A 23,500-nucleotide genomic window follows, 5' to 3' on the forward strand; every position below is an offset into this window, starting at 1 on the left:
CAGGATCGAGTGGTGGACGGACAACCTGAGGCGGGCGCGTCGTCCGAGGGGCGGCGCGGCGAGCGCAGCGAGCGCGGCGAGCGCGGCGAGCGCGGCGAGCGCACCCAGCACGCGCGGCTCGCGGGCGAGCTGCGCGAGGCGATCCTCGACGGCACCTATCCGGTGGGCGGGCGGCTGCCGACGGAGTCGGCGCTGTGCGAGTCCCACGGGCTGAGCCGCGGGACGGTGCGGGTCGCGCTGCGGACCCTGGAGGACCAGGGGCTGATCACGCGACGTCCGGGCGCGGGCACCACCGTCGTCTCGCGGCAGCCGGTGGAGGAGTACCTGCCGCTGGTGACCAACCGCGACCAGCTGATCGCGCTGTACCGCGACACCGGGGTGGTCCGCCCGGACACCCGGCACGTGCGGGTGGACGCCGGGCTGGCGGCGCACACCGGGCTGCCGGAGGGCTCGGAGTGGACGGTGCTCGAGGGGGTACGCCGGTCCCGCCGCGACCCGTCCGGGCCGCCGCTGTGCTGGACCGAGCAGTACCTCCCGCCCAGCGACCCGCCGTACGACCCCGACCTGGCGGCCAGCCACACCGCCGCGATGCCCCCGCACCGCATCGAGCAGACCGTGCGCGCGGTCGCCATGCCCGGGCGGTACGCCGCGGTGCTCGGCGCCACCCCCGGCTCCCCCGCCCTGGTGATCGGACGCCGCCACCTCGACGCCGACGACCGGGTCGTCTCCGCCAGCTTCCACACCCACTCCGGCGACCGGTTCGTGCTCAGCAACGTCCTGGTGCCTGAGGAGTGATCCCCGTCCCGGGGTCCCGGGGTCCCGGGCGGGCGGGTTGAGTCGAGACTTTCTGCGGTCGAGTCGAGACTTTCCGACGGTTGAGTCGAGAGGTGGCGCGCCATTGGCGCCGACTCGCGCAACCATTGGCGCCGACTCGGCGGGGTGCGGGGGTGGCGGGCGGTCCGTACTGTGTCGGTGAGCCGGGTCACAGGGCCCCGGACGACCGTGCGCCAGGAGCCGCTCGATGACGACTGCACCCGCCACCTCCGACCTGGTCCAGCAGGCGCGCCAGCACGCGCTCGGCGACCTCCCGCGCCGCACGGCGCAGCGCTTCCCCGACAAGCCCGCGATCATCGACGGCGCCGTCGAGCTCACCTTCGCCGAGCTCGACGCGGTCATCGACCGTACGGCGGCCGCGCTGGCCGCCACCGGGTTCGAGAAGGGCGACCGGCTGGCGCTGCTGTGCCACAACTGCTGGCAGTTCGCGGTGCTCGACTTCGCCGCCGCCCGCGCCGGGGTCGTGCTGGTGCCGGTCAACTTCATGCTCGGCGGCGCCGAGGTCGCCTACATCCTCGACCACGCGGGCGCGCGCGGGTTCGTGGTCGAGGACGCGCTGGTGCCGGGGGCGCTCGAGGCGCTGGACGCCGCGCAGGGCGAGGTCGCCGCGCGGGCCGTCGTACGACTGGGTGGTGGGGAGGTGTCCGAGGGGTGGGTCGATGCCCAGGAGTGGTTCGACCACGACGGCGCTCCCCCGGCGGTCGCGATGGCGGACGACGACCCGGTGCGGCTGATGTACACCTCCGGCACCGAGTCGCGGCCGAAGGGCGCGCAGCTGACCAGCCGGGCGCTGATGTGGCAGTACGTCTCCTGCGCCCTCGACGGCGGCATGAGCTCCGACGACGTCGACCTGCACACCCTGCCGCTCTACCACTGCGCGCAGCTCGACTGCTTCCTCGGCCCGGACGTCTACCTCGGCGCGACCAGCATCATCCTGCCCGGCCCGGACCCGGCGTCGATCCTGCGCACGATCGCCGCCCACCGGGTCACCAAGTTCTTCGCGCCGCCCACGGTCTGGATCTCGCTGCTGCGCCATCCCGACTTCGACAGCACCGACCTCGGCTCGCTGCGCAAGGGCTACTACGGCGCCTCGCCGATGCCCGTCGAGGTGCTCAAGGAGATCCAGGAGCGGCTGCCCGACGTGGCGCTGTGGAACTTCTACGGCCAGACCGAGATGTCACCGCTGGCCACGATCCTGGGGCCCGAGGAGCAGATCGCGTACGCCGGATCCGCCGGCCGCGCGGCGCTCAACGTCGAGACCCGCATCGTCGACGACCGCGACGTACCGGTCCCGGCCGGGACGGTCGGGGAGATCGTGCACCGCTCCCCGCACGCGACGCTCGGCTACCACGCCGACGGGGCCAAGACCGCCAAGGCGTTCCGCGGCGGCTGGTTCCACTCCGGGGACCTCGGATACGTCGACGGGACCGGTCACCTCTACGTCGTGGACCGCAAGAAGGACATGATCAAGACCGGCGGGGAGAACGTCGCCAGCCGCGAGGTCGAGGAGGCGATCTACACCCTCGAGGGCGTCGCGGAGGTGGCGGTCTTCGGCGTCGAGCACCCGCACTGGGTCGAGGCGGTCGCGGCGGTCGTCGTACCCAAGCCGGGAGCGGAGCTCACCGCCGAGCAGGTGCTGGAGCACAGCCGATCGGTGCTGGCGGGCTACAAGGCGCCCAAGTACGTCGTGATCGCCGAGGCGCTGCCGAAGAACCCCTCGGGCAAGATCGTCAAGCGGACTCTGCGTCAGCAGCACGCCGACCTGGCGCGTGGGGCGAGCGCCTGAGGCGTCGCGGCGTCAGGCGAACGGGCTGGGCGCCGGGGTACGCCGGGGCGCGTGGGCGGGCTTGGCGGCGGGCTCCTTGACGGCCTGCCACAGGAAGACGCCCATGATCGCGAACACGCTGAACGCGGCGGCGGCGATGAAGACGGCCCACCAGGTCGGGCCGAACTCGAAGCTGCCGGGGTTCATCTCGTTGGCGACGACGGCCAGGGTGTTCACGGCGTTCATGGCGGGGCTCCTGCTGGGTGCGTGGTCCGCTGGGGACTTACCGGCCGGTGCCGGTGCGACCAGCCTTCCGTGCGGCAGGCGACCCTGCGAGGGGCCAAGGTCCGCAGCTCGCGGGACCTCGGTCCGCTCAACCACGCGGCGCAGCTCGCTCAGTGCTGCGCGAGGCTCCCGGTCAGCCGGGCGTGCCGCTCCGCGCTCACCTCGTCGAGGCCGATGATCTCGACGGCCTTGCCCTTGCGGGCGTACTTCGCGGTGATCGCGTCCAGCGAGGCCACGGTCGAGGCGTCCCAGACGTGCGTCCCACGCAGGTCGATGACGACCCGCTCGGGGTCCGCGGCGTACTCGAACTGGGTGTAGAGGTCGTTGCTCGAGGCGAAGAAGAGCTCGCCGGTCACCGTGTAGACCGCGCGCTCCCCCGCCTCGTCGGCGACCACGCGGCGGCGTACGTCGGTGAAGTGCGCGACCCGGCGCGCGAACAGCGTCATCGCCACCAGCGTGCCGGCGACCACGCCGATGGCGAGGTTGTGGGTCCACACGACCACGACGGCGGTGGCGAGCATGACCGCGGTCTCCGAGCGCGGCATCCGGCGCAGCGTGGCCGGCGCGATCGAGTGCCAGTCGAAGGTGGTCACCGAGACCATGATCATCACCGCGACCAGCGCGGCCATCGGGATCTGACCGACGAGGTCCCCCAGGCCCACGGTCAGCACCAGCACGAACACGCCGGCGAGGAACGTCGAGATCCGGGTGCGCGCGCCGGCGACCTTCACGTTGACCATCGTCTGGCCGATCATCGCGCAGCCGCCGATGCCGCCGAAGAACCCGGTGACGACGTTGGCCGCGCCCTGACCCCACGCCTCGCGGGTCTTGTCGGAGCGGGTGTCGGTGATGTCGTCGACGAGCTTGGCGGTGAGCAGCGACTCCAGCAGGCCGACCAGCGCCATCGCGAGCGCGTACGGCGCGATCACCTGCAGGGTCTCCAGCGTCCACGGCACGTCCGGGACCAGCAGCGAGGGCAGCCCGTCGGGCAGGTCCCCCTCGTCGCCGACGTCGGGCAGGTGCAGCCCGCCGGCCAGCGCCAGCGCGGTGAGCAGCGCGATCGCGACCAGCGGGGAGGGTACGGCGGTGGTCAGCCGCGGCAGCCCGACGATCACCAGGATCCCGAGCGCGACCAGCGGGTAGACCATCCACGGCACGTCGATGAGGTGCGGCACCTGGGCCATGAAGATCAGCACCGCGAGGCTGTTGACGAAGCCGACCATCACCTGGCGCGGGATGAACCGCATCAGCCGGGCCACCCCGACGACGCCGAGCACCACCTGGATCAGCCCGCCGAGCACCACCGCGGCGATCAGGTAGTCGGTGCCGTGCGAGTCCACCAGCGGCGCGAGCACCAGCGCGACCGCGCCGGCGGCCGCCGACACCATCGCGGGCCGCCCGCCCAGGAACGCGATCGAGACCGCCATGGTGAACGACGCGAACAGCCCGACCTGCGGGTCGACCCCGGCCAGGATCGAGAACGAGATCGCCTCGGGGATCAGCGCGAACGCCGTCACCAGGCCCGCGAGCACCTCGGTGCGCAACAGGCGCGGCGAGCGCAGCGCCGTACGGACGGTGGGTTCGGCGGGGTCGTGCGGGCGGGCGGGGGCAGGCGTCGGTGCGGTGCGGCTCACGGAGGGCTTCCAGGTGCGAGGTCGTCGGTCCGGCGGGGCGCCGCGGGACCGTCGACCATTGTCACCGACGCCCGGCAACCACACGCGCCGACTCGGTGCGCCATTGGCGCCGACTCGCGCAACCATTGGCGCCGACTCGCGGGTCCCGGCCACCAGGATGGGTGACCCGCGCCACACGAAACGGGCTAGCGTGCGCGGCCATGCGCCATGGAGTCTCGCTGTTCACCAGCGACCGCGGAATCACCCCTGCCACCGCCGCCCGGGCGGCCGAGGAGCGGGGGTTCGACACGTTCTACGTGCCCGAGCACACCCACATCCCGGTTCGTCGTACCGCCGCCCACCCGGCGACCGGAGGCGCGGAGCTCCCCGACGACCGCTACCTGCGCACCCTCGACCCATGGGTGGCCCTCGCGAGCGCCATGACCGTCACCTCCCGCATCCAGCTGGCCACCTCGGTGGCGCTGCCGGTGGAGTCCGACCCGATCACGCTCGCCAAGACCATCGCGTCCCTGGACCACCTCTCCGGCGGTCGGGTGTGCCTGGGCGCCGGCTTCGGCTGGAACACCGATGAGATGGCCGACCACGGCGTACCCACACAGCGGCGCCGCACCGTGCTGCGCGAGTACGTCGAGGCGATGCGCGCGCTGTGGACCCAGGAGGAGGCGTCCTACCAGGGCGAGTTCGTCTCCTTCGAGGCCTCCTGGGCGTGGCCCAAGCCGGCCCAGGAGCACCTGCCGGTGATCATCGGCGCACAGGCCGGGCCGCGCACCTTCGCCTGGATCGCCGCCCATGCCGACGGCTGGCTCACCACGCCGCTGGACACCGACCTGCCGACGCAGGTCCGGGCGCTGCACGAGGCCTGGGCCGAGGCCGGACGCAGCGGCGAGCCGGACGTGCGGGCGCTGCGCCCGACCCTCGCCGACCTCGAGACCTGGGACGCCGCCGGCGTCCACGAGGCGGTCTGGTCGGTACCCGACTCCGAGGAGACGGCATTCCTGCGCTACCTCGACCAGCTCACGGTCGACCTCGGCCTCTGACCCGGCGGAGGACCGCCGATTAAAACGTCCCGTTCAACGGGATAGACCCCCGGCGCGGATCGCGGCATGGCAAGGATTCAAGACCTTGTGACGGGCAGCACAACAGGCTGCCCGCCAGACACAGACCCGGCCGGGCGGGCACCGAGGAGAACACCACACATGAAGCGCATCCCCACCCTGGCCGCCGCGGCCTGCCTGGTCCTGCTGAGCGCCTGCGGAGGCGGTGACGGCGGCTCGGGAGGCGCCGACTCCGGCGACGTCGACACCAGCGCGACCCTGCGCTACGCCGCCTCGGGCGGCGCCACCTCCTTCGACCCGCACAAGACGGTGTCCAGCTCGGACTTCCTGGTCCTCAGCTATGCCTACGACCGCCTCGTGCACGTCGACTCCGAGGGCCAGCCGGTGCCCGGCCTGGCCGAGTCGTGGGAGTTCGCCGAGGACATGTCGACCCTGACGCTGAACCTGCGCCAGGGCGTGGAGTTCCCCGACGGCACCCCGTTCGATGCCAAGGCGGTCAAGGCCAACCTGGACCGGGCGATGCAGGACGACTCCATCACCGCCGCCCAGCTCGGTGCCGTGGACAGCGTCCGCGTCGTCGACGACGCCACCGTCGAGCTCGCGCTCGGCGGGCCCGCCGTCCACCTCGTCCTCAGCCTCTCCGACCTGGGCGGGATGATGGTGACCCCCTCGGCGTTCGACGACCCCAAGGCCCTCGCTCTCGCCCCCGACGGCATCGGCCGCTTCACGCTCGCCGACTCCCAGCCCGGCGCGCGCTACCAGTTCGAGGCCACCGAGAACTACTGGGACGAGGACGGGCTCAAGCTCGCCGGCTTCGACCTCCAGGTCATCACCGACCCGCAGACCGTGCTGAACGGCGTGGGCTCCGACCAGTTCGACTGCGCCCTGGTCTCCCCCGCCATGATCGATCCCGCCAGCCAGATCCCCGGCACCAACGTCGAGACCCGCACGGTCCTCACCCAGACGGTGCTGTTCCCCAACCAGACCAAGAGCGAGTTCGGCGACGTCCGCGTGCGCCAGGCGCTCAACCACGCCATCGACCGCGAGGCCGTCCTCGAGGGTGCACAGGAGGGCCACGGCGAGGCCTCGACCGGGCTGTTCCCCAGCGACTACTTCGTCCCCAACGACGCGGTGTCCGACCTGATGGCCTACGACCCCGACCGCGCCAAGGAGCTGCTCGCCGAGGCCGGCCTCGAGGACGGGTTCTCCTTCACCGCGATCACCCTGACCATCCCGCAGTTCGTCACCACCGCGGAGATCATCAAGGAGCAGCTCGCCGCCGTCGGGATCGAGATGACGATCAAGGCGCTGCCGCCGGCCGACGCCGGGGTCAGCTTCCTCAACGGTGACAGCGACGCGGTCATCTCCGGGTGGACCGGTCGCCCCGACCCCTCGATGCTCCTGACCAACTACTTCGCCGAGGACGCTCCGCAGAACGTCTCCCACGTCGAGCCCGAGGGCTTCACCGACGCGCTCGCGGCCGCCAACGCCGAGGAGGACACCGAGACCCGCGGCGAGCTCCTCGACGCCGCGCAGCTGACCGTGCTCGAGCACGGCGCCGTCGTCCCGATCACCTTCAACTCCGTCGGCACCGTGTGCAGCGAGGACGTCGTCGGCTACGAGGCGCCGCTCATCGGCAACAGCGAGTTCCGCGGGGTCGGCATCACCGGCTGACCGTCCCCCCTCCCGCACATCTCGACATAGGAGCTCACATGGGCACGGCGAGCGCCGCGACCGCGCGGGTGCTGCCCCTGGTGGGGCGGCGTCTGCTCCTGCTGATCCCGCTGATGGGCATCGTCACCCTGGCGACCTTCAGCCTGGTCTTCCTGATCCCCGGCGACCCGGCCCACCGGATCGCCGGCGAGGGCGCGAGCCCCGAGCAGATCGCCGCGGTCCGGGCCAACCTGGGGCTGGACCGCCCGGCGTACGAGCAGTTCTTCTCGTTCGTCGGCGGTCTGCTCCAGGGCGACCTGGGCACCAGCTACACCTTCAGCACCCCGGTGCTGGACATGATCCTCACCCGGATGCCGGTCACGGTCTCGCTGACCGCGGTGGCGATGGTGTTCGCGCTGCTCATCGGCATCCCGGCCGGTGTGCTGGCCGGGCGCCGCGCCGGGCGCTGGCAGGACCGGGTGGTCACCGTGAGCAGCACCGTCGGCCTGGCCACCCCGAACTTCGTGCTCGGGCTGCTGCTGGCGCTGGTGATCGGGATCAACCTGGCCTGGCTGCCGGCCACCGGCTACGCGCCGATGTCCGAGGGGCTGTGGACCTGGCTGCGGCACCTGCTGCTGCCCGGCATCGCCCTCGGCGTCGTCGCCGCCGCCGAGATCGCCCGCCAGCTGCGCGCCTCGTTGTCCGACGTACTGCGCCAGGACTACGTCCGCACCGCCGTCGCCAAGGGCATGCTCCCGCGCACGGTCGTGTGGAAGCACGCCCTCAAGAACGCCCTGATGCCGGTGATCACCGTGATCGGCATCCAGGTCGGCTACCTGCTCGGCGGCACCGCGGTGGTCGAGACCGTCTTCGGCATCAAGGGCCTCGGCGACTTCGCCGTGCAGTCCGTGCTCGCCGGCGACCTGCCCGCGATCCAGGGGATGGTGGTCTTCGCGGTCGCCATCACCGTGCTGGCCAGCCTGGTCGTCGACATCACCTACGGCTACCTCAACCCCCGTGGAGAGGCACACTGATGTCGCTCGTGCCCACCCCCGAGATCCCGCCCGTCGTCGACGTCGCTGGTCCCGACACGACCGAGGCCGGGGCACCGCGCCACGAGTCGCCGCGGCGGCGGTTCCTGCGCCGCTTCACCGGTCCGTGGACCTCGCGCGCGGCGCTGCTGGTCGTGGCCGTGTGGCTGTTCGTGGCGGTCACGGCGACCTGGCTCGCGCCGCACGACCCCGTCGTGCAGGACCTCACCGCACGCCGCCTGCCGCCGCTGTCGCCGGACCACCTGCTCGGCACCGACAGCCTCGGGCGCGACACCCTCTCGCGACTGATGTACGGCGCGCGCGTGGCCGCGCAGGCCGCGGCCATCTCCGTGCTCGTCGGCCTCACGTTCGGCGTACCGCCGGCGCTGCTGGCCGGGCTGCTGCGCGGCCCCTGGGATGCGGTCTTCTCCCGGATCGCCGACGCCCTGCTCAGCTTCCCGCCGCTGCTGCTGGCGCTCGCGATCGTCGGCGTGATGGGTCCCAACCTCACCAACGCGATGCTGGCCATCGGGATCGTGTTCATCCCCCGCTTCTTCCGGGTGGTGCGCGCCGCGACCCTGGCGGTGCGCGAGGAGACCTTCATCGAGGCCTCCCGCAGCATCGGCACGCCCACCTCGTGGGTGCTGCGCCGCCACGTGCTGCCCAACGTGGTCTCGCCGCTCGCGGTGCAGATCAGCCTCGCGCTCGGCTTCGCGATCCTCGCGGAGTCCTCGCTGAGCTTCCTGGGCCTCGGCGTCCAGGCGCCCGAGGCGAGCTGGGGAAGCATGCTGTCCGAGGGCCGCGCGGCGTGGTTCTACACCCCGTGGCCCATCATCGTGCCGGCCACCGCCGTGGTGGCCTGCGTGCTGGCCTGCAACGTGCTCGGCGATTCGATGGCCGACTCGGTCGGCCGCGAGAGGACCAGGGCCTGACATGACCCTCCACCCCACATCCGACCCCACCCCGGCCCCGACGCCGGCCGCCGCGCCGCTGCTCTCGGTGCGCGACCTGACGGTGGAGTTCGCCGTCCGCGGCGCCTGGAACCCCGTCGTCAGCGACGTGTCCTTCGACGTCGGCGCCGGCCAGGTCGTCGCCCTCGTCGGCGAGTCCGGCTCCGGCAAGTCCGTGACCTGCTTCTCCACGCTGCGCCTGATCGACGCCCAGAACGGGCGGATCAGCTCGGGTCAGGTGCTCCTCGAGGGCCGCGACCTGCTCACGCTCAGCGAGCGCGAGATGGCCGACGTGCGCGGCAACGAGGTCGCGATGATCTTCCAGGAGCCGATGACGAGCCTGAACCCGGCGTACACCGTCGGCTCGCAGATCGCCGAGGTGGTCCGCCGCCATCGCGGCGCCAGCCGGGCCGAGGGCAGGCGCCGGGCGGCCGAGGTGCTCGACCTGGTCGGCATCCCGCGCGCGGCGTCGCGACTCGACGACTACCCGCACCAGTTCTCCGGCGGCATGCGCCAGCGGGTGATGATCGCGATGGCGCTGGCCACCGAGCCGAAGCTGCTGATCGCCGACGAGCCGACCACCGCGCTCGACGTCACCATCCAGGCGCAGGTCCTCGACCTGGTCCGCAGCTTCGCCCGCGACCTCGACATGGGCGTCCTGCTGGTCACCCACGACCTCGGCGTCGTCGCCGAGGCCTGCGACGACGTCGTGGTGATGTACGCCGGGCAGGTGGTCGAGCACGCCGAGCTCTTCGACCTCTTCGACCGGCCGCGCCACCCCTACACCTCCGGGCTGATGCACTCGCTGCCGCGCGTGGACGGGGTGGGTGGCATGGAGGTCATCCCCGGCACCCCTCCCCTGCCCACCAGCTTCCCGACCGGGTGCCGGTTCGGGCCGAGGTGCCGCTTCGCCGAGGCGGCCTGCCACGTCGCACCGATCCCGCTGACCCCTCGTCCCACCGGTGGCACCGACCGCTGCCGGCGTGCCGACGAGCTGGACCTGACCCCCGCCGGGAGGCGCGCATGAGCACCCCAGCCCCGCTCCTCGACGTACGCGGCCTGCAGGTCGAGTACCGCTCCCGCGGGCGGCGTACGGTCGCCGCGGTGCGCAGCGTCGACCTCCAGGTGGCCGCCGGCGAGGTGGTCGCGCTGGTCGGCGAGTCCGGATCCGGCAAGTCCAGCGCGGTGCGCGGCATCATGCAGCTCATCCGCCCCGCCGCCGGCGAGGTCCGCTTCGACGGCCAGGACCTCACCACGCTGGGGCGCAAGGAGCTGCGCCGCGCACGCCGCGACATGCAGATGGTCTTCCAGGACCCCTTCTCCTCCCTCGACCCCGCGATGACGGTGGCCGAGATCATCGCCGAGCCGCTGATCGTGCACACCGACCAGGACCGCCGGCAGCGCCGCGCCAGCGTCGTGGAGATGCTCGAGCTGGTCGGGCTGCGCCGCGAGCACGCCGACCGCTACCCGCACGAGTTCTCCGGCGGGCAGCGCCAGCGGATCGCGATCGCCCGGGCCCTGGTGCTGCGCCCGCGGCTGGTGATCGCCGACGAGGCGGTCAGTGCCCTGGACGTGTCCAGCCAGAACCAGGTGCTCCAGCTGCTGCAGAGCCTGATCGCCGAGCTCGGCATCGCCTGCCTGTTCATCACCCACGACCTCGCGGTGGTGCGCAGCATCGCCGACCGGGTGGCGGTGATGTACCTCGGCCGGCTGGTGGAGCAGCAGCCCACCGAGGACCTGTTCAACTCCCCCGAGCACCCCTACACCCAGGCGCTGCTCTCCGCGGCGCTGGTCGCGGACCCGCGGGTGCAGCGCGCCCGGCAGCGCACCCGCCTCGAGGGCGAGCTGCCCGACCCGAGCAACCCGCCCGCGGGCTGCGTGTTCAGCACCCGCTGTCCCGCGGCGATCGACGTGTGCCACGTCGAGATGCCCGAGCTGCTGCCGCTGGCCGACGGCGGCCGGGTGGCCTGCCACCTCGTCGAGACCGCGCCCGCGGCTCCCGGCATCGCCGTCACCTGACGTCGTCGTACCGCACCACCGAACCGAGAGGAACCACCGTGTCGCTCACCGTGGAGCAGCGTCTCGCCCGCCTCGAGGCGATCGAGGCCATCAAGGCGCTCAAGCACCGCTACCTGAGGGCGTGTGACCTCAAGCAGCCCGAGGTGTTCCGCGAGTGCTTCGTGGCCCGCGGGGCCTCGATCGACTACGGCCCGGCGCTGGGCAAGTTCGACGACGCCGACGGGATCGCGGAGGTCTACCGGAACCTGGCGCTGGCCCGCCACGACGGGGACTACGTGGTGCTCGACATGCACCACGCGCTGCACCCGGACATCGAGATCCTCTCCGAGACCGAGGCGCGCGGGGCGTGGACGCTGCGCTTCCGCCAGGTGGACCGGGTGGCGCGCACCGAGCGGGTGAGCGCGATCGAGTACGACGACCGCTACGAGGTCGAGGACGGCGCGTGGCGGATCCGCTCGTGCCACGTGCGGATGCTCTGGTCGCTGTCGACCCCGCTGCCCGAGGGCGCCGTGATCATGGAGACCCTGTCGTGAGCGGGCCGCGCGTCGCGCTGGTGACCGGCGGCAGCAAGGGCGTCGGGCAGGGCATCGCGGTCGGGCTGGCCGAGGCCGGCTGGACCGTCCACGTGTCCGGGCGTGACGAGTCGCGGCTCGCGACCACGGTGAAGCGGGTCGAGCAGGCCGGTGGCCGCGGACGGGCGTGGCGCTGCGAGCACACCGACGACGCCGACGTGGAGCGCCTGGTCGCCGAGGTCGCCGCGGACGGCGGGCGCCTGGACCTGCTGGTCAACAACGCCTGGGCCGGTCCGGCGATGAACCACGTGCGCCCCGAGCGGTTCTGGGAGCGCCCGCTCTCGGACTGGGACACCCTGATCGGGGTCGGGCTGCGCGCCCACTTCGTCGCGATGCGCGCCGCCGCCCCGGTGATGATCGCGCAGGGCAACGGCCTGGTCGTGAACATCTCCTCGGTGGGTGCCCGCGCCTATCTGCACTCCACGCTCTACGGGATGTCGAAGGCCGCGCTCGACAAGATGACCCACGACGCCGCCCTCGAGCTGCGCGGCGAGGGCGTCACCGTGCTGTCGCTGTGGCCCGGCCTGGTCCGCACCGAGCAGCTGCTCGCCAGCGGGGTGCGTGACATCGCCGGCGTACCGGTCTCCGACGCCGAGACCCCCGAGCTCCAGGGCCGCGTCCTCGCCGCCCTCGCCGCCGACCCGCAGCTGCACCGCCGTACCGGCTCGGCGCTGATCAGCGCCGAGCTCGCCGAGGAGTACGGCGTGGTCGAGCCCGACGGCGGGCGCCCGGTGTCGCCGCGCCTGATGTTCGGCGGCGGGCCGGTGTTCCCCGAGCTGCCGCCGGTGGGGTGAGAGCCCCGCCTCCCGCAGCGGCGAAGTAGTCCGGGGAGGGTCCTGCGGGGCCCCGGGGGCTCGGTGTTTTTCCGCGCAATTGCTGGGAAAAGCACCGCCCCGGTCGCGATTCAGGTGTCAATCCCAGCAATTGCGCGGAAATGCGCACCCCGCGGGCCCAGACTCCTGCCGTCGGTGGGGTGAACGCCCCACCGACGAAGTAGTCCGACACACCAGGGTCGTGAATCACGCGTACGACGACCCTGGTGTGGCGGACTACCTGCTTCGCGGCGCACACCCGGGCCGCTGCCGGGTGCCGCCCGAGGGCCCGGATCGGGGCGAGCTACTGGGGCGCGGGCACGACCCGCTCCTCCTCGAGCCGGTCGAACAGCTCGAGGAAGCAGGCGAGTGTCGAGCGGTGGCCGGTGAACCCGGCGGCCCGGCTCCGGGCCAGGTCGGTGAAGCACTCCAGGTCACGGCCGAGGTCGCCGTCGGTGTGCCACCACGACGCGACCCGGTCCAGGTCGTGCTCGCGCAGCTGCTCGCGTGCGGCCAGCTTGGCCCACACCGGTGCGGCACCGGCCATCTGCTCCTCGAGGGGGCGCGGGGCGCCGTCGTACCCCACGGGGCGGACGCCGAGGCGCTCCGCGAGGCGCGGCCACATCCAGCGCCACCGGAAGACGTCCCCGTTGGCGACGTTGAAGGCGGTGTCGGCGGCGGCGGGCGTGATGGCGGCCCAGTGCATCTGCTCGGCGAGCAACCCCGCGTCGGTCATGTCGGTCACGCCGTTCCACTGGGTCTCGGACCCCGGGAACACGAAGGGCAGCCCCTCCTCGCGGCAGACCGCGGCCTGCGCGGCGAGCGTCTGGCCCATGTTCATCGCGTTGCCCAGGGCGTAGCCGATGATCGTGTGGGCCCGGTGGACGCTCCAGGTGAAGCGGTCGCGCTCGGCGGCCGCGAAGAGCTCGTCCTCCTGCGCGTAGTAGAAGTTCGGGTACGGCAGCCGGTCCTCGTCCTCGTGGAACGGCGTGTCCGGGACGTTGCCCTCGCCGTACGCCTCGAACGGGCCGAGGTAGTGCTTGAGCCCCGTCAGCAGCGCGACGTGACGCACCGACCCCGCGGGGCGCACGGCCTCCAGGACGTCGCGGACCATCGCGCCGTTGACCCGGATGTTCTCCGCCTCGGTCTCCTGACGGGCCCAGGCGGTGATGAAGACGTGCGTCGGTCGGTGCCCGGCGAGGGCGTCGCGGAGGCCGGCGGCGTCGGTCAGGTCGGCCTGGACGGGTACGACGCCACCGACGTCGCTCGCGGCGCGTCGCGACAGGCCGAGGACTTCCCAGCCCGCGTCGATGAGGAGGCGGGACAGGGCGTGCCCGGCGATGCCGGTGGCGCCGACGACCAGGGCGGTGTTCGGGGTGGGGGAGCTCATCCCTCCGAGGTTAGGCAGTGCGCACAACGCGGCATCGCCGGCGTACGGTGGCCGACGCCGAGACCCCCGAGCTGCAGGGCCGCGTCCTCGCCGCTCTCGCCGAGGAGTACGGCGTCGTCGAGCCCGGATCCGCATGTAACGCGGGGTTATTGCCGCTCCACACGCGTTGTACGACGGGGGAAGCGTCAACAGTCCGGTGGAAGCTCCCGCGGGGCGCGGGGCTCGGTGTCTTTCGGCGCAATTGCGCCGAAAAGCACCGCCCCGGCAGGGCGGGCTCAGGTGGTCGGTGCAACATCCAGTAGTTCGCGGAGCCTATCGGCGGGGGTGTCCCAGTCGAGGGTCTGTCGGGGTCGGATGTTGAGGAGGCGTTCCATCTCGGCGATGTCCTCGTCGCTGACCTGGTTGAAGTCAGTTCCCTTGGGGTGGAAGTCGCGCACGAGGCCGTTGGTGTTCTCGTTGGTACCGCGTTGCCAGGGGCTGTGCGGGTCGGCGAAGTAGACCCCGCACCCGGTGGCCAGGGTGAACGTCGCGTGCGTGGCCATCTCGCTGCCCTGGTCCCAAGTCAGCGAGCGGCGCAGCGACTCGGGCAGGCTGCTCATCATCTCCACGAGTGTGGCCGCGACCGTGGCAGCGTCGTGGGTCATCGGTAGCCGCCGGATCAAGGCGTATCGGGTGGCGCGCTCGACCAGCGTGACCAAGGCCGACTTACCACCGGCACCGATGACCAGGTCGCCCTCCCAGTGGCCCGGTACAGCTCGGTCGGCGGCCTCGGGCGGGCGCTGGCTGATGTGAGCCTCGGCCCCGATCCAGGACCGGCCCCCACGCGAGGGCAGCTTCGATCGCGGCCGCCGAGTGCTACGACCCGAACGCAGCGCCTTCTCCAGCGCCAGCTCCTCACGCAACGATCCTTTGCCCTGCACGTAGAGGGCTTGGTAGATCGTCTCGTGGCTCACCTGCATATCGTCGCGCCCCGGATAGGCCCGGCGTAGATCATGACTGACCTGTTCAGGAGAGAACCGGTCGCGCAGCCGATGCAGCACCGCAGCACGCAACTCGCCGTCCTCGCCCAGCCTGACCGGTTTGGGCCGCGAGCGGCGCGCCAGCGTCATCGCCTGCGCGCCCGCGGCCTGGTAGCGGCCGTCGTGGGTATTACGCGCCAGCTCGCGTCCCACCGTGCTGCGGTGAACTCCCAACTCGGTCGCGATCCTCGCCGGGCAGCGCCCCTCACTTCGGCGGATCTGGATCAACGCCCGCCCGGCCTGTGTCAACCGCCCGTGCTGATCGACCCAATCGCCCTCGATCGAGGGCATCCTCGCCCCGACGACCCCACCGTGGCGTCCCTTGCGCATCTGCATGCCCGCGAGCCTGGCCCACTCCCGCAGCGTTCCCCGATCAATCCCGACCAGTTCCGCAGCGTGTTTGACCGACACGCCATGAGCCAACAACTCCAACGCCCGAGCACACGCGATATCGAGATCCCGCAACACAACCTCCGCAGTCGTGTTGCACCGACCAGTTGAGACCGCCCAGCGATTCAGGTGCCAAACCCAGCAATTGCGCGGAAAAGCACGCCCCGCCGGCCGGTCTCACGACCGCGCGTCATCGGTGCCGAACCCCGGCCGGGAGGCGCGCTCGCTGGCGTCCTCGAGCTCCTCGAAGAAGGTGATCTCGAGCGACGCCGGGGCGCGCAGGCGGGAGTTCAGCGAGCGCCATGGCGTCTCCACCGGCGCGGCCAGCACCTCCGCGCCGTTCGACGCGGCGGCGTCGGTGACGCCCACGGCGTCCTCGACCTCGAAGGCGACCCGCACCGAGGACCCCACGAGGCCGTCGGTCTCGACCCGGTCGATCGACCGCTTGTGCGCGGGGCTGGCGATCTCCAGCGTCGCGCGGCCGGCGTCGAGGATGGCGACGCGGTCGTCGCCTCCCTCGGCGAACGCCGCGACCTCCGTCATGCCGAGCACGTCGCGGTAGAAGGCCAGGGCCTGGTCATAGTCGGCCGCCTCGACGACGAGGCGCAGCTGCTTGATCCGGGGGATGTTCGTCATCCCTGATGGTCGGCCGTGTCACCGGTGTCAGGTCAACCCCGTTTGCCGGCGGCGGAAAGCCCCACCCCGGGCCCCCGGAACGAGATAGTCCGACACACCAGTGTCGTGAGATCGCGATTTCACGACCGTGGTGTGTCGGACTATCCGAAAGTCACGCCGTACGACGACCCGAGCAGGTCAGCTCTTCAACACCGAGCGGGCCATCACGATCCGCTGGACCTGGTTGGTGCCCTCGTAGATCTGGGTGATCTTGGCGTCGCGCATCATCCGCTCGACCGGGAAGTCCTGGGTGTAGCCGTAGCCGCCCAGCAGCTGCACCGCGTCGGTGGTGATCTCCATGGCGACGTCGGAGGCGAAGCACTTGGCCGCGGCACCGAAGAAGCCGAGGTCGGCGTCGTCGCGCTCGGACTTGGCCGCGGCGACGTAGACCATCTGGCGGGCGGCCTCGAGCTTCATCGCCATGTCGGCGAGCATGAACTGGATGCCCTGGAAGTCGGCGATGTTCTTGCCGAACTGCTTGCGCTCCTTGACGTACCCGACGGCGAAGTCGAGCGCGCCCTGGGCGATGCCGATGGCCTGGGCACCGATGGTGACGCGGGTGTGGTCGAGGGTGCGCAGCGCCAGCTTGAGGCCGGTGCCGGGCTCGCCGATCATCCGGTCGCCGGGGATCCGGACGTTGTCGAAGAGCAGCTCGCGGGTCGGGGAGCCCTTGATGCCGAGCTTGCGCTCCTTCTCCCCGAACGTGAACCCCTCGTCGGACTTCTCCACGATGAACGCCGAGACGTTGCGGCCGCGCGCGCCCTCGGGGTCGGTGACCGCGAGGACGGTGTAGAACTCCGAGACCCCGGCGTTGGTGATCCACGACTTCTGACCGTTGATGACCCAGTCGTCGCCGTCGCGCACCGCGCGGGTCTTCATCGAGGCGGTGTCGGAGCCGGCGTCGCGCTCGGAGAGGCCGTAGGAGAACCCGGCCCGGCCCTGCGCCATCGGCACGAGGTACTTGCGCTTGAGCTCCTCGCTGCCACCGAGGATCAGCGGCATCGAGCCGAGCTTGTTGACCGCCGGGATCAGCGAGGAGGACGCACAGGCGCGCGCCACCTCCTCGATCACGATGCAGGTCGCGAGCGCGTCGGCGCCCACGCCGTCGTACTCCTCGGCCACGTGCGGGGCGAAGAAGTCGGAGGCCACCAGCGCGTCGTGCGCCTCCTGGGGGTAGCGGGCCTTGTCGTCCACCTCGGCGGCGTACGGCGCGATCTTGGCGTCGCAGATGTCACGGACGGCCTCGCGGATCGCCTCGTGGTCCTCGGAGAGCCGGTAGATGTCGAAGTCGGGGTTCATCGGGGTGTCCCTCGGGAGTCGGTGGAGCGGGATTCAGTAGGTGTAGAAGCCGCGGCCGGTCTTGCGCCCGAGCAGACCCGCGTCGACCATCCGGTTGAGCAGCGGCGGGGCGGCGTACAGCGGCTCCTTGAACTCCTCGTAGAGCGACTCGGCCACCGCCTTGGTGGTGTCCAGGCCGATCAGGTCGGCCAGCGCGAGCGGGCCCTGCGGGTGCGCGGCACCCAGCACCAGGCCGCGGTCGATGTCCTCGGCGCTGGCGAAGCCGGACTCGAACATCCGGATCGCGGAGAGCACGAACGGGATCAGCAGCGCGTTGACGATGAAGCCGGCGCGGTCCTGGCAGTCGATGGCCTCCTTGCCGAGGCTGCCCTCGACGAAGACCCGGGCGCGCTCGGTGACCTCGGGCGCGGTGAGCAGCGACGGGACCAGCTCGACGAGCTTGAGCACCGGCACCGGGTTGAAGAAGTGGATGCCCATCACGTTCTGCGGGCGGGTGGTGACCACGCCGAGCTTCATGATCGGGATCGAGGAGGTGTTGGAGGCCAGGATCGCGTCCGGGGAGGCGACGATGCGGTCCAGCTCGCGGAACAGCGCGACCTTGGCGTCCTCGTCCTCGACGATCGCCTCGATGACGATGTCGCGGTCGACGAGCTCCTCCAGCGAGGTGACCACGCGGATCCGCTCGAGCACGGCGGCGGCCGACTCGATCTTGCCCTTGGCCTCGGCGCGGGCCAGCGACTTCTCCAGCCGGGAGCGACCGGCGGCCGCGGCGCCGTCGCTGGACTCCACCACGAGCACGTCGTGCCCCGAGCGGGCCGAGACCTCTGCGATGCCCGCACCCATCAACCCGCACCCGATGACGCCGATGTTCTCCACTGACTGGTCCTCCCGTTTGATACTGGATACCTTCTACACGGTACTCAGTACCGCAGACTACGACCAACCCGCCTCATGAGGGAGCCGAATGACCAGCACCCGGGACCGGATCGTCGAGGCGGCGTTCGCGCTCTTCGAGGAGCGCGGCTTCGAGGAGACCACCGTCGACGCGGTCGCCGAACGCGCCGGCGTCGGCCGTACGACGTTCTTCCGGGCCTTCGGCTCCAAGGAGGACGTGATCTTCCCCGACCACACCCGGATGGTCGCCGCGGTCGCGGACCGGCTCACCACCGGCACCGCCGCCACCGCCCTGGTGGCGGTCACCGAGGCCTCGCGGATCGTGCTCCAGCACTACCTGGCCGAGGGCTCGCGCGCCCGGATCCGCTACCGGCTGACCCGCAGCGTGCCCGCGCTGCGGGCCCGCGAGATCGCCGGGCAGCTGCAGTACCAGCGCACCTTCCGCACCCACCTGCACGCCTGGATGGGCGGTACGCCGGAGACCGCGCTGCGCGCGGAGCTGATGGCCAACGTCGTGGTGACCGCGCACAACCACGTGCTGCGCGCCTGGCTGCGCGACGAGAGCGCCACCGCCGAGCAGGCCGAGGCCGACTTCGACCGGGCGATGGCCGAGGCGGTCGCGATCTTCGGCGAGCAGGGCCGGGACGCGACGGGCGCGGCCGGCGCGGAGGGTGAAAGCCTGGAGACCGCCGTGGTCGTCCTGCGCACCCGCCGGCCGATGGAGGAGCTGCTGCCGCAGCTCCAGGCCCTCGCCCAGCCGGGCGGGACCGCCGCCACCACGCTTCCTCCCACGCCCACCCACCCCGCCACCCCGCAGGAGAGCTGAATGCAGATCCGAGACACCGCCGCCATCGTCACCGGGGCCGCCTCCGGCCTCGGCGCCGCGACCGCCGCCGCGCTGGCCGCCGAGGGCGCCCGCGTCTTCGGCTTCGACCTGCCCGGCGCGATCGAGGCGGCACCCGCCGTGGACGGCGTCACCTACGTGGCCGTCGACGTCACCGACCCCGAGCAGGTGCAGGCGGCGGTCGACACCGCCGCCTCCGCCGGGGTCCCGCTGCGCACGGTCGTCAACTGCGCCGGCATCGGCCCCTCGATGCGGATCCTGGGCAAGAAGGGCGTGCACGACCTCGCCTTCTACGCGAAGGTCGTCCAGGTCAACCTGATCGGCTCCTTCAACGTGCTCGCCCTGGCCTCGGAGAAGATCGCCGCCACCGAGCCCCTCAAGGACGGCCAGCGCGGCGTCATCATCAACACCGCCTCGGTCGCGGCCTACGAGGGCCAGGTCGGCCAGGCGGCGTACGCCTCCTCCAAGGGCGGCATCGTCGGGCTCAACCTGCCCGCCGCGCGCGACCTCGCGCAGTACGGCATCCGGGTCAACACCATCGCCCCGGGCATCGTGGAGACCCCGATGCTGGCGACGGTCTCGGAGGAGTTCCGCGCCGGGCTCGCCGCCGGGATCCCCTTCCCCCAGCGCCTCGGCCGCCCCGAGGAGTACGCCGACCTCGCGCTGTTCCTGGTCCACCACGACTACCTCAACGGCGAGGTCATGCGGATGGACGGCGCGCTGCGGATGTCCCCGCGCTGACCGCTCCCATCGGGCCACTGCGGCTGCGGCTGCTGCTGGTCACGCTCGCGCTGCTGACCACCGTGACCGCGGTGGTCAGCAGCCTCGGCGCACCGCTGGTACCGGCGCTCGCCCGCGACCTCGACGTACCCCTCGAGGACGCGCAGTGGGCGCTCACCGCGACCCTGCTCGCCGGGGTGGTGAGCACCCCGGTGCTCGGCCGGCTGGGCAGCGGCCCGCGCCGGCGCCCGGTGGTGCTCGGTGGGCTGGCGGTGGTCACGCTCGGCTGCGTGCTGGCGGCGCTGGCGCCGTCGTTGGCCACGCTGGTGGCGGCCCGCGCGCTGCAGGGCGTCGGGCTGGCGCTGGTGCCGCTGGGGATGGCGGTGGCGCGCGACGTCGTACCGGCCCGACGCCTCGGCGGCGTGGTCGCGATCCTGTCGGTGACCACCGTCGCCGGCGCCGGGCTCGGCTACCCGCTCACCTCGATGGTCGCCGGCGCCTGGGGCCTGGACGCGGCGTTCTGGCTGGGCGCCGCGCTGACCGGCACGACGCTGGCGCTCGCGGCCGCGCTGGTGCCTGCGGACACCTCGCGGCCGGCCGCGCGCGTGGACTGGGTGGGCGTGCTGCTCGCCGCGGCCGGCCTGCTCGGCGTGCTGCTCGCGGTCAGCCGCGGCGAGGTGTGGGGCTGGTCCTCGGGCCTGACGCTGGTGCCCGCGGGGCTGGGGCTGGCCCTGCTCGCCGCGTTCGTACGCCGCGCGCTGCGCGTCGCCCACCCGCTGGTCGACCTGCGCCTGGCGGTCCGCCCCGGGCTGGCTGCGCCCAACCTGGTGGCCGTGGTGGCGGGCGTCGGGATGTACGCGATGCTCACCCTGGCCGTGGTGCTCGTGCAGTCCGGCACCCCCGGGCCCGGCTGGGGCTTGGGCCGCTCGGTGGCGGTCGCGGGGTGGGTGCTGGTGCCGTACTCGCTGCTCAGCGTGGCCGGCAGCCGGGTCGCCCAGCTGCTCGCGCGCCGCCTCGGCACCGCGGTGCTGCTGCCCAGCGGGTGCCTGGTCTTCCTGGTCGCCACGCTGCTGCTGGCGTTCCGCCACGACACCCTCACCGACGTACTGGTCGCGATGGGCGTCGGCGGGCTGGGCAGCGGGCTCACGTTCTCCTCGCTCGCGACGCTGATGGTGCCGCATCTGCCGGCCGGCGAGACCGGCAGCGCGCTGGCCTTCAACCAGGTGCTGCGCACCCTGGGCTTCACCGTCGGCAGCGCCCTCTCGGTGACCCTGATGCACCTGCTCGGCGGCGTCGGCGACACCGGCTTCCGCGGCGCGCTGCTGGTGATGGCGGTGATCTGGCTGCTCGCCGCCCTCGCCGCCTGGCGCCTGGACCGCCGGGCGCCCGCTTGACGGGTTGAATCGAGACTTCTGGCGGTCGAATCGAGGGTTCCTGACGGTCGAATCGAGGGTTCCTGACGGTCGAGTCGAGAGTTTTGACCGGTCGAGTCGAGAGTTTTGACCGCGCGGCTCCCCTACGCTGCGGCCATGCTGCTCGACGTCCAGCTCGATGCCCGTCCCGACCGGGTGGCCGCCCGCGCCCGCGAGCTCGCCGGTTGCGAGGTGGCGGGGCTGTTCACCTTCGAGGGCCCGCACGACGTGTTCCTCCCACTCGGCGTCGCGGCGGCGACCGAGGGCGTGGGCGGCGAGGTCGACCTGATGACCAACGTCGCGATCGCGATGCCGCGCTCCCCCATGCACCTCGCGCACGCCGCCTGGGACCTGCAGCTGATGTCGCAGGGACGCTTCCGCCTCGGGCTCGGCTCGCAGATCCGTCCCCACATCGAGAAGCGGTACGGCGCGACCTGGTCGCCGCCCGCGGCGCGGATGCGCGAGATCGTGGGCGCGGTCAAGGCGATCCTCACCTCCTGGCAGGACGGCACTCCGCTGGATTTCCGCGGCGAGCACACCCGGCACACGCTGATGCCGCCCACCTTCGTGCCCGGGTCGCTGCCCTGGGGCCCGCCGCCGGTGCTGCTCGGCGCGCTCGGGCCGCTGATGACGCGCACCGCCGCGGAGGTCGCCGACGGGCTGCTGGTGATGCCGTTCCACAGCCACCGCCACATCCGGGAGCGCACCCTTCCCGCTGTGGCGGAGGGCCTGGCGCTCGCCGGTCGCGATCCGGCCGGCTTCGAGATCCACCCGCAGGCGATCCTCGCGATGGGCCGCACCCCCGCCGAGCTCGCCGCCGCCACCGACGGGGTGCGCGCCCTGCTGGCCTTCTACGGCTCCACCCCGGCCTATCGCTCGGTGCTCGACATCGAGGGCTGGGGCGAGATGCAGCCCGAGCTCAACGAGCTGTCCAAGCGCGGCGACGTCGCCGCCATGATGGCGCTGGTCAGCGACGAGATGGTCGCGCGCCTCGGCGTACGAGGGACTCCGGAGGAGTGCGCCACCGAGCTGCGCCGTCGCTTCGGCGACGTCGCGGACCGGGTGTGCGGCTACTTCCCGGGCTACGACGCACCCCTCGAGCAGGTGCGGGAGCTGACGCAGGCGCTGGCGCTGGCCGGGTAGCCGGCGCCGGACGATCCGGGTAGTCCGACACATGAGTGTCGTGAAATCCGGATTCCACGACAGCTGTGTGGCGGACTATCGGCGCGGGGGGGGGCTGCGCGAAGAGGTAGTTCGTGACGTTAGGGACTGTGGATAACGCTCTCCACAGTCCCTCACGTCACGAACTACCCGCGCGAGCCCACGACCTCCCCCACCACCTCAGCCACCCGCTCCACCTGCGAGACCGATGAACCAGTGGGGATCAGCTGCACCTCGTCGGTGCCCAGGTCGGCGAAGCGGCGCAGCAGCTCGGCCAACTGGGCGGTGGTGCCGGCGAAACCGGTGGTGGGTGCCATCGCGTCGACCAGGCCGGCGGGCAGCCAGTTCATGTAGTGGCGCAGGTGGCGGTGCACCTGGGCGCGGGCCTCGCTCGCCCCGCCGGCCTCCTCCTCGAGGGCGAACCAGAACGACGTGGTCAGCCGCGGCGTACCCCTCCCGGCCTCGGCCCACGCCGTACGCGCCAGGTCGAAGAGCCGACCGACCGCGGCCAGGTCGAGGTCGAGGGTGACGCCGGCCAGGCCGTCGGCCCAGCCCGCGGCGTGCCGGACGGTACGGCGACCCATGGTGCCGACCAGGATCTCCGGCCCGCCCGGGCGCACCACCGGCGGGCCCACCGGGCGGCGCGCGCCGGTGACGTCCTCGCCGGCCCACACCCGGCGCATCACCGCGACCCGGTCGGCCATCTGCTGCATGGTCTGGGTGGCCGGGTCGGCGCCGGCGGCGCGGTAGTCCTCCTCGCGCCCGCCGACCCCGACCCCGACGCTGAGCCGGCCGCCGGTGAGCTGGTCGGCGGTGGCCAGCGACTTCGCGAGCAGCACCGGGTCGTGCAGCTGGGTCACCAGCACCGTCGTGGCCACCTGCACCCGCGAGGTCCACGCCGCCACCGCCCCGAGCAGCGCGATCGTCTCGGGGTTGTCGAAGGCCATCCGCTCCCCGAAGCACACGGTCGAGAACGGCCCCTCATCCACCGCCCGCGTCCACTCCTCAAGGGTGCGCGCGCCGTGCTGCCAAAGGTCCGGCTCCATCACCGGGAGCGTCATGCCGATCTGCATGGCGCCCATCGTG

At 72.3% G+C, this 23,500-nt stretch carries 22 protein-coding genes; 14 read left to right on the top strand and 8 right to left on the bottom strand.

Features of this window, described 5'->3' with window-relative positions; all coding sequences use genetic code 11:
• Positions 1-12: 12 nt before the first annotated feature.
• On the top strand, positions 13-795 hold the full coding sequence (locus tag GFH29_RS17750) for a GntR family transcriptional regulator (protein ID WP_153337423.1): 783 nt from the start codon (positions 13-15) through the stop codon (positions 793-795).
• Positions 796-1,021: 226 nt separating this feature from the next.
• On the top strand, positions 1,022-2,620 hold the full coding sequence (locus tag GFH29_RS17755; RefSeq protein WP_153325088.1) for a fatty acyl-CoA synthetase: 1,599 nt from the start codon (positions 1,022-1,024) through the stop codon (positions 2,618-2,620).
• Between the two features lie 12 nt (positions 2,621-2,632).
• Here GFH29_RS17755 and GFH29_RS17760 read toward each other — a convergent pair whose 3' ends face one another.
• On the bottom strand, positions 2,633-2,845 hold the full coding sequence (locus GFH29_RS17760; protein ID WP_153325089.1) for a hypothetical protein: 213 nt from the start codon (positions 2,843-2,845) through the stop codon (positions 2,633-2,635).
• Positions 2,846-2,994: 149 nt separating this feature from the next.
• On the bottom strand, positions 2,995-4,518 hold the full coding sequence (locus GFH29_RS17765) for a SulP family inorganic anion transporter (protein WP_228387588.1): 1,524 nt from the start codon (positions 4,516-4,518) through the stop codon (positions 2,995-2,997).
• Between the two features lie 200 nt (positions 4,519-4,718).
• On the opposite strand from GFH29_RS17765, the gene GFH29_RS17770 reads away from it, so the two are divergent.
• The 8 genes from GFH29_RS17770 (at position 4,719) to GFH29_RS17805 (ending at position 12,592) form a co-directional block, all read left to right on the top strand.
• Positions 4,719-5,555, top strand: coding sequence for an LLM class F420-dependent oxidoreductase (locus tag GFH29_RS17770; protein WP_153325091.1), 837 nt, complete (start codon positions 4,719-4,721; stop codon positions 5,553-5,555).
• A 159-nt stretch (positions 5,556-5,714) separates the two neighbouring features.
• Entirely contained in the window at positions 5,715-7,247 is a 1,533-nt protein-coding gene (locus tag GFH29_RS17775; RefSeq protein ID WP_194288986.1) for an ABC transporter substrate-binding protein, read from the top strand.
• Between the two features lie 38 nt (positions 7,248-7,285).
• Positions 7,286-8,260 (top strand): ABC transporter permease, encoded by a 975-nt coding sequence (locus tag GFH29_RS17780; protein WP_153337424.1) that lies wholly within the window; start codon positions 7,286-7,288, stop codon positions 8,258-8,260.
• The gene (locus GFH29_RS17785; protein ID WP_153325093.1) at positions 8,260-9,189 is read left to right on the top strand and encodes an ABC transporter permease; all 930 of its coding nucleotides are present in this window, start codon (positions 8,260-8,262) and stop codon (positions 9,187-9,189) included. Before GFH29_RS17780 ends, GFH29_RS17785 begins: the two co-directional genes overlap by 1 nt.
• Position 9,190: 1 nt before the next feature.
• Positions 9,191-10,234: an ABC transporter ATP-binding protein gene (locus GFH29_RS17790; RefSeq protein WP_153325094.1), complete on the top strand. Its 1,044-nt coding sequence runs from the start codon at positions 9,191-9,193 to the stop codon at positions 10,232-10,234.
• The gene (locus tag GFH29_RS17795) at positions 10,231-11,226 is read left to right on the top strand and encodes an ABC transporter ATP-binding protein (RefSeq protein ID WP_153325095.1); all 996 of its coding nucleotides are present in this window, start codon (positions 10,231-10,233) and stop codon (positions 11,224-11,226) included. The genes GFH29_RS17790 and GFH29_RS17795 overlap by 4 nt, the downstream gene beginning before the upstream one ends.
• Before the next feature lie 38 nt (positions 11,227-11,264).
• Positions 11,265-11,759: a nuclear transport factor 2 family protein gene (locus GFH29_RS17800; protein WP_153325096.1), complete on the top strand. Its 495-nt coding sequence runs from the start codon at positions 11,265-11,267 to the stop codon at positions 11,757-11,759.
• Positions 11,756-12,592: an SDR family NAD(P)-dependent oxidoreductase gene (locus tag GFH29_RS17805; RefSeq protein ID WP_153325097.1), complete on the top strand. Its 837-nt coding sequence runs from the start codon at positions 11,756-11,758 to the stop codon at positions 12,590-12,592. Before GFH29_RS17800 ends, GFH29_RS17805 begins: the two co-directional genes overlap by 4 nt.
• A gap of 322 nt (positions 12,593-12,914) precedes the next feature.
• On the opposite strand, the gene GFH29_RS17810 is transcribed toward GFH29_RS17805, so the two are convergent.
• From GFH29_RS17810 to GFH29_RS17830, 5 genes are all read right to left on the bottom strand, one after another.
• Entirely contained in the window at positions 12,915-14,000 is a 1,086-nt protein-coding gene (locus GFH29_RS17810) for an SDR family oxidoreductase (RefSeq protein ID WP_153325098.1), read from the bottom strand.
• Positions 14,001-14,275: 275 nt separating this feature from the next.
• A complete protein-coding gene (locus GFH29_RS17815) occupies positions 14,276-15,355 on the bottom strand; it encodes an IS30 family transposase (protein WP_228387589.1) in 1,080 nt (359 codons plus the stop codon).
• Positions 15,356-15,586: 231 nt separating this feature from the next.
• Positions 15,587-16,045 carry a VOC family protein gene (locus tag GFH29_RS17820; RefSeq protein WP_153325099.1) on the bottom strand — a complete coding sequence of 153 codons (459 nt, stop codon included), beginning with the start codon at positions 16,043-16,045 and terminating at the stop codon, positions 15,587-15,589.
• A gap of 177 nt (positions 16,046-16,222) precedes the next feature.
• Complete coding sequence (locus GFH29_RS17825) at positions 16,223-17,383, bottom strand: acyl-CoA dehydrogenase family protein (protein ID WP_153325100.1); 1,161 nt, start codon at positions 17,381-17,383, stop codon at positions 16,223-16,225.
• Between the two features lie 33 nt (positions 17,384-17,416).
• Positions 17,417-18,259: a 3-hydroxybutyryl-CoA dehydrogenase gene (locus tag GFH29_RS17830; protein ID WP_153325101.1), complete on the bottom strand. Its 843-nt coding sequence runs from the start codon at positions 18,257-18,259 to the stop codon at positions 17,417-17,419.
• Positions 18,260-18,347: 88 nt separating this feature from the next.
• Between GFH29_RS17830 and GFH29_RS17835 the strand changes: the two genes are divergently transcribed.
• The 4 genes from GFH29_RS17835 (at position 18,348) to GFH29_RS17850 (ending at position 22,396) form a co-directional block, all read left to right on the top strand.
• On the top strand, positions 18,348-19,103 hold the full coding sequence (locus GFH29_RS17835; RefSeq protein ID WP_153325102.1) for a TetR family transcriptional regulator: 756 nt from the start codon (positions 18,348-18,350) through the stop codon (positions 19,101-19,103).
• Positions 19,104-19,862 carry an SDR family oxidoreductase gene (locus GFH29_RS17840; protein ID WP_153325103.1) on the top strand — a complete coding sequence of 253 codons (759 nt, stop codon included), beginning with the start codon at positions 19,104-19,106 and terminating at the stop codon, positions 19,860-19,862.
• Positions 19,863-19,915: 53 nt separating this feature from the next.
• Positions 19,916-21,235 (top strand): MFS transporter, encoded by a 1,320-nt coding sequence (locus tag GFH29_RS17845; protein WP_267128546.1) that lies wholly within the window; start codon positions 19,916-19,918, stop codon positions 21,233-21,235.
• A gap of 135 nt (positions 21,236-21,370) precedes the next feature.
• Complete coding sequence (locus GFH29_RS17850) at positions 21,371-22,396, top strand: TIGR03617 family F420-dependent LLM class oxidoreductase (protein WP_153325105.1); 1,026 nt, start codon at positions 21,371-21,373, stop codon at positions 22,394-22,396.
• 164 nt (positions 22,397-22,560) lie between these two features.
• On the opposite strand, the gene GFH29_RS17855 is transcribed toward GFH29_RS17850, so the two are convergent.
• On the bottom strand, positions 22,561-23,487 hold the full coding sequence (locus GFH29_RS17855) for an LLM class flavin-dependent oxidoreductase (protein ID WP_228387591.1): 927 nt from the start codon (positions 23,485-23,487) through the stop codon (positions 22,561-22,563).
• Positions 23,488-23,500 lie beyond the last annotated feature (13 nt).

It is taken from the genome of Nocardioides sp. dk884, from assembly GCF_009557055.1.
In the GTDB taxonomy this organism is placed as follows: domain Bacteria; phylum Actinomycetota; class Actinomycetes; order Propionibacteriales; family Nocardioidaceae; genus Nocardioides.